The organism is Synechococcus sp. R5-13, from assembly GCF_047462015.1.
Classification (GTDB): domain Bacteria; phylum Cyanobacteriota; class Cyanobacteriia; order Thermostichales; family Thermostichaceae; genus Thermostichus.
This window is the reverse complement of the sequence record NZ_JANSIL010000164.1, coordinates 1-5,674: the sequence shown is the minus strand read 5'-3', so window position 1 is coordinate 5,674 and position 5,674 is coordinate 1. Positions and strand designations below refer to the sequence as shown.

Genomic DNA, 5,674 nt, shown 5'->3' with positions numbered 1-5,674 from the left:
AGATAGGCAGGATGCGATCGCTTCTTTCCTGAACCATGTTCAGGAGAGTTCAGCGTGAATGTATCAGGTAGACTCATGCCTTGGGATCTGGGGCGGTTCTGGAACACACTCACCTACTATGAGGCCCTGCCTTGGGCTGAGGTGTGGCGTCGGGTTCAAAATGGGTTCCAGGCCGTGGAGGATGATTTTGTGCCACCTTCTCTTGCCGAGTCGGCTCCTATCCAGGTGGGGGTAGTGGGGGAAGGTTTGCCTGACGGGTTGGCGGAGGCCCTGCGGCAGCAGGGCGTGGAGGTGAGCCAGACACCAGATTGGGCGACGGCAACGGTGATCCTGGGTTTGGAGGATCCACCAACGGCCAAGGCTTATCTGGAGCAATTGCGCAGCAGTGGGCAAACGGAGCGGATGCTGTTCGACTTTCGCCGGCCCAACCCGGATTTGCATCGGTTTTGGGGCATTTTGGACGATGTGGTGATGGGCGGGGCGAGCCAAAGCCAACTGCTCTGGGGAAAGGAGGAGCTGCTGTTCGCAGGCCAGGTTTCCACGGCCAACTTTGGGGGGTTTGTTTCCACGCGCACCCGCAATTGGCAGCCGCCGCTGGACTTGTCGGGGTTTGCCGGTCTGGAGCTGCGCCTGCGAGGGGATGGGCAGCGGTATAAGGTCTTACTGCGGGATCAAGGCGGCTGGGACAGCCCCGCCTACGGCTATGCGTTCGACACTGCGCCGGGAGAAGAGCAGACCGTTCAGATCCCCTTTGCGGAGATGGTTGCCACGTTCCGCGCCCGCCTTGTGCCTTCGGCTCCTGCGCTCAATACTCGCCAGATCTGCTCTCTGCAGGTGATGTTGAGCAAGTTTGAGGCGGATGGCCGCTTGAACCCCCGTTTCCGACCGGGGCCTTTTCAACTGGGCTTGCGCTGGATTGGGCTGTATCGTCGGGAGCCTCTGCCGCAATTGATCGGGGTGGCGCGGGGATCCCTTGCCCCGGAGTGGATAGCTGCCCTGCAGGGTAGCTCCAGCCGTTGGTGTGGGGTGGAGATTCCGGTAGAGACAGAGGGATCCGCTCTGGCAGCCCAGTTGCTCCGCCTCCTGCGCTCGCCTCAGAGCGTGGGCCGGGTGGTGTCTTCAGAAGCTTTCCATGCCTAGCTTTCTGGGCCGCCTCAAGGGATCCCTGGGGATGGGGCTTTTGGCCGGCCTGTGGCTGTGGGTAGGTCAGGGGATCCCCTACCTGTTCGACTGGGATGAGCTGATCTACGCCAGCTTGGCGCGGCAGATGCTGGCCAGCGGGGATCCTTTCTCGTTGGCCATCAACGGGGAGCCTTTTTTCGAGAAGCCCCCTCTCTTTTTTTGGCTGCAGGCCCTGTCCATAGCTGTTTTAGGGATGAACGAAGGGGCAGCGCGCTTGCCCAATGCTTTTGCTGGCGGGATCACGGTGGCGCTGCTGGTGGGGTGGGGATCCCATCTGCGTGGGGTGGGGTTTGGCTGCCTGTGGGGGATCCTACTGCTGACGGGCTACCTGCCCTTGTTTTTTTACAAAACCGGCCTCATCGACCCGCTGTTGAATCTGGGGATGGGGGTGGGTCTGGGATCCCTTTGGGCCGCCGAGGAGGCCTGGCGGGCCGGGTACTCTGGACGCAGGTGGAGAGCGGTGGGGGCGCTGGCCCTGGGCTTGGCAGTGTTGGCCAAAGGGCCGGTGGGGCTGGTGTTGCCCCTGGCTATCTGGATCCTCTACAAGCTCTGGCAACGGGATCCTCCCCTTCGATGGGGGGAGAGCCTGGTTTTCCTCAGCCTAGCTGTGGCTGTTCCCCTCACTTGGCTGGCGTTGGAGGGGGTGCAACGGGGGCCAGAATGGGTGGAAGAGTTTGGGCGCTACCAATGGCGCATCCTCACCAGCTCAGATGGGCATCCCGGCCCGGTTTATTTTCATCTGTTGGCCTTTGCCCTGGGGTGCTTTCCCTGGGGTTCTTTGGCTTTGGCCGAGATCCTGCAGCCCATCCCCAGGAGCGTGGGCTCGGTGGATTTGACTCGGCGGGCAGAATCTCTGCTGTTGGTGGCTTTTGGGGTGGTGCTGGCCCTGTTTTCGCTGCTGGTGCAAACCAAGCTGGTTCACTACACCTCGCTGCTGTACCCCATTGGGGCCTACTTTGCTGCCCTGCGCTTGCAGCGCCTGGTTGCTGAGAAAAGAGGGCCCAGTTTTTGGGAAAGTGCCTGGATCCTGCTCAGTGGCTTGTTTTGGCTGGCCCTGTGGCTGTTGCTGCCCTGGCTGGGATCCCAGGACCCCGCTGGGCTAGTCCAAGCATGGGTCTTTGCCGGCATCCCTGACGACTTTTCCAGCAGCTTGGTGCTGGGATACCTGCAGGCTGAGGTGGAGTGGCCGGTGTTGACCTACGTCCCCGCCGCGATCCTGCTGCTGGGAATTCTCCTTTGGAGTCGAGGACGGCGGCGGGCTTGGGGCTGGACAGTTTTGCTCTTGGCCACGGGACTGAGCGCCCAACTGGCCTGGTGCTGGGTCTTCCCCCGCCTGCTGCAACACACCCAGGGGGGAGCCGTCCACTTTTTCCGGCAGTTTGCCACTTCCGAAAACAACGCCCAGCCGGCTCTCTCTGGAACGGTGGGCCTGTACGGCTTTCGCTCTTTTGTACCCTATTTTTATGGCCCGCTGCAGGTTCCCTACGCCGCCAGCCCAGAAGAGCTGGCCGACTGGCAAGCCCAGGGGCAGGCGCCCGACTACCTGGTTACCTGGGATCCCTTTGTAGCTGAACTTACAGCTCCCGAGGGCGAACAGGCAGCCATTCTGGGATCTTGGCGGGTCGTCGAGCGCCGCAGTCCTTTTTGGCTGTTGAAAAAAACCTCTTCTCCTCCCTAGGCCCCAGATGAGCCAGTACGTGCTGCGCATCAGCGATATTCCTGCCCAAGATCGTCCCCGCGAGCGGCTGCTCAGCCAAGGGGCAAGGCACCTCTCCCACGCCGAGCTGCTGGCCATCTTGCTCAACACTGGCCAGGGGCCAGGCAAACTCTCAGCAGTCGGCCTCGCCCAGTTGCTCCTGAAAAAATTGGAAGCCCAAGGGGATCCCTTGGCCCAACTGCGCCAGGTGGAGGCAGGGGAGCTGCTGCAAATTGAAGGCATTGGCCCGGCCAAGGCAGCAACGGTGTTGGCCGCCATCGAGCTGGGACGGCGGGTGTTTTTGAGTCGTCCGCCAGACCGGACAGCCATTGAGTCGCCAGAACAAGCGGCTATGGCCCTGAGCGGCGACCTGATGTGGGAGACCCAGGAGCATTTTGCCGTTTTGCACCTAGATATCAAGCACCGCCTCATTGGCCAGCAGATCGTAACCCGGGGGACAGCCACCGAAACCCTCACCCATCCGCGGGAAACCTTCCGCAGCGCCATCAAGCAAGGAGCCAGCCGCATCCTCGTCGCCCACAACCACCCTTCCGGTTGCTTGGATCCCAGCCCAGAAGACCTTGCCCTCACCCGGCAACTCTTGCAGGCGGGGCAACTGCTACAGATCCCGGTCTTGGATCACCTTATCCTCGGCGGCGGACAGTTCCTCAGCTTGCGCCAACGCACCACCCTTTGGCAGGAGTTTCCCCAGCCGGAGTAAGCCTCACCCTCTCCCAGAGGGAGAGAGGAGTAATGCAACGGAAATGTTTCATTCATTACTGTATTCGCCACCATTTATTCGCCACCATTTGGGTTGACCACGCCCAAGGGATCCCTGTGTGTGGGCTCTCAAGAATCGGGGAGCGGCTCAAAGCGCATTCCCACCTTGAGCTGGCCGCTATTGACCAGGTCCCAAGCGGACTGTTCTTTTTTGCCAGGCAGCTGCGCCCGCCGGATCAACAGGGATCCCTCTCCTGTGGCTACGTAGATCCCTTCTCCTCTGGCCAACCCCACCACTTCTCCGGGACTGCCCTGGGGGATTTCAGGGGGTGGCGAGTGCAGTTGGGGAGAGGCGGAGCGGACAATCTTTATCCGCTGTCCCTCTATACCGGTGAAACAGTTGGGGGAAAAGGCGCGGATTTGGTTGTGCAAGGCCTGGGCAGGGCGCTGCCAGTCGAGGTGAAAGTCTTGTTTTTTGAGCAAAGGGGCGTAGGTTGCCCGGGATCCATCCTGAGGAATAGGGGTGAGTTCCCCTTTCTCCAATTTCAGGAGTGTTTCCACCAAGAGTTCTGCCCCCAGTTGAGCCAGTTGGGGTGCCAATTCTAGGCTGGTTTGCTCTGGCCCAATGGGTAGCTTGGCCTGGAGCAGGATGGCCCCCGTATCCATTCCCTCATCCATGAGCATGGTGGTCACGCCGGTCTCGGTTTCTCCGTTGGCAATAGCCCACTGGATGGGGGCAGCGCCACGATAGGCGGGCAGGAGGGATCCATGCACATTCACACAGCCCAGCTTGGGCATCTGCAACACCGTCAGGGGCAAGATCTGGCCGTAGGCCACCACCACAAACACATCGGCGGCCAGCGCCTCCAGAGCCGCCAGCACTTGGGGATCCCGCCGCAGGCGGACAGGCTGCCACACCGGGATCCCGTGGGCCTGGGCGAGAACCTTGGTAGGGGGGGGAAGCACCTTTTGCCCTCGCCCCTGGGGCCGATCCGGCTGACAGACCAATCCCACCACTTCAAAGGGAGACTGCGGCTGCAACAGGATCTGCAGCGAAGGCAGGGCAAACTCTGGCGTGCCGAAAAAAACAACCCGCATGGCCAACCCCAACGAGCACTGTCCTTCAGAATACGCTCAGCCAGCGGCTGCAAACGCTCGGCTACTTACTATCTCCTCCGTCAACTGACACCCGGAGATTCAGTCTGGGAGGCAGGAGAAGGGGGTGGCGGCTTATCCAGCGGAGAGATTTCTCTCTCTGAGATGGGGGATCGCCCGGTCAAGGGCACCTGCGGGGACTGCCAAAAGGCAGGCTGTTTGAGGTCGAACTCTTGGCTCCAGGCCGGGAAAAAAGAGCCCAGTTTCTGCCCAGAAAGCCGCAGCCGTTGCAAAAAAGTCCATTCCAGACGGGTTAAGGCTCGCCGCAGAAAATCCTTAGCCCAAGCCGGATCCGGAGCTTCTGCCGCCTGCAAGTTCACCTGCAAGAGGCCCAGCTTGGGATGGAGATGAACCCGTGCTTGGATCCCTTCCGGACGCAACAGGTAATTCAGTACCTGCTGGATGGCTACCCCATCCCCCCGCTGAGCGCGATACAGAGGGCTGTTGGGGTTGGGCTGGGGCTGATAGCGCCACTCGCGGTGCCATTCCGGGATCCCTTCATTGGCCAGAAAGCCAAAAAGCTCCACCTGACGCTGCCTGTGGGTCAGCGCCATGTGCTCCAAGGCCGGCGAGAGGCTCCCCAGCAAAGCATCCGGCTCAGGCAGGGGATCCCCTTCTAGACGCAGCAACAGGCGGTGGCCGGAAAGCCGCGCTTGTACCTGGAGATAACCCAACCCCAGGGATCCCAGGGCTTTTTGCAGATCGGCCAAAATGGCGGGCAGAGGAGCCTGGACATCCAAAGAATCGCTCACCGACAAAAGATCTCCAACAAGCCCTAACCCAACCTAGCCAATTTCCTAGATTGCTTGGATCCCTGGGATCGCCGGCCAAGATGGCCAGATCCATTCACCTCAGCTAGAAATCGCAGGAGCCCCGCACTGTACCCGTAGGGTCAGTGTCGGGAGGAATGCGGAAGTTACG

The 5,674-nt window shown here is 61.0% G+C and carries 5 protein-coding genes; 3 read left to right on the top strand and 2 right to left on the bottom strand.

The annotated features are described in order from the left end of the window. Positions 1-75: 75 nt before the first annotated feature. The 3 genes from NW840_RS12270 to radC are packed head-to-tail and all read left to right on the top strand — an operon-like array spanning position 76 to position 3,599. Positions 76-1,140 (top strand): CIA30 family protein, encoded by a 1,065-nt coding sequence (locus NW840_RS12270; RefSeq protein WP_414344565.1) that lies wholly within the window; start codon positions 76-78, stop codon positions 1,138-1,140. Beyond that, positions 1,133-2,860, top strand: coding sequence for an ArnT family glycosyltransferase (locus NW840_RS12265; RefSeq protein ID WP_414344563.1), 1,728 nt, complete (start codon positions 1,133-1,135; stop codon positions 2,858-2,860). The genes NW840_RS12270 and NW840_RS12265 overlap by 8 nt, the downstream gene beginning before the upstream one ends. Positions 2,861-2,867: 7 nt before the next feature. Next, the gene (gene radC / locus NW840_RS12260; RefSeq protein WP_414344561.1) at positions 2,868-3,599 is read left to right on the top strand and encodes a RadC family protein; all 732 of its coding nucleotides are present in this window, start codon (positions 2,868-2,870) and stop codon (positions 3,597-3,599) included. A 128-nt stretch (positions 3,600-3,727) separates the two neighbouring features. On the opposite strand, the gene fmt is transcribed toward radC, so the two are convergent. Next, a complete protein-coding gene (gene fmt / locus NW840_RS12255; RefSeq protein WP_414344559.1) occupies positions 3,728-4,696 on the bottom strand; it encodes a methionyl-tRNA formyltransferase in 969 nt (322 codons plus the stop codon). Between the two features lie 80 nt (positions 4,697-4,776). Continuing rightward, entirely contained in the window at positions 4,777-5,505 is a 729-nt protein-coding gene (locus NW840_RS12250; RefSeq protein WP_414344557.1) for a hypothetical protein, read from the bottom strand. Between the last annotated feature and the right edge of the window lie 169 nt (positions 5,506-5,674).

Excerpts from the sequence above, each read along its gene's own strand:
- fmt (WP_414344559.1), bottom strand. The coding sequence starts at position 4,696 with ATGCGGGTTGTTTTTTTCGGCACGCCAGAGTTTGCCCTGCCTTCGCTG.
- radC (WP_414344561.1), top strand. The coding sequence starts at position 2,868 with ATGAGCCAGTACGTGCTGCGCATCAGCGATATTCCTGCCCAAGATCGT.
- NW840_RS12270 (WP_414344565.1), top strand. The coding sequence starts at position 76 with ATGCCTTGGGATCTGGGGCGGTTCTGGAACACACTCACCTACTATGAG.
- NW840_RS12265 (WP_414344563.1), top strand. The coding sequence starts at position 1,133 with ATGCCTAGCTTTCTGGGCCGCCTCAAGGGATCCCTGGGGATGGGGCTT.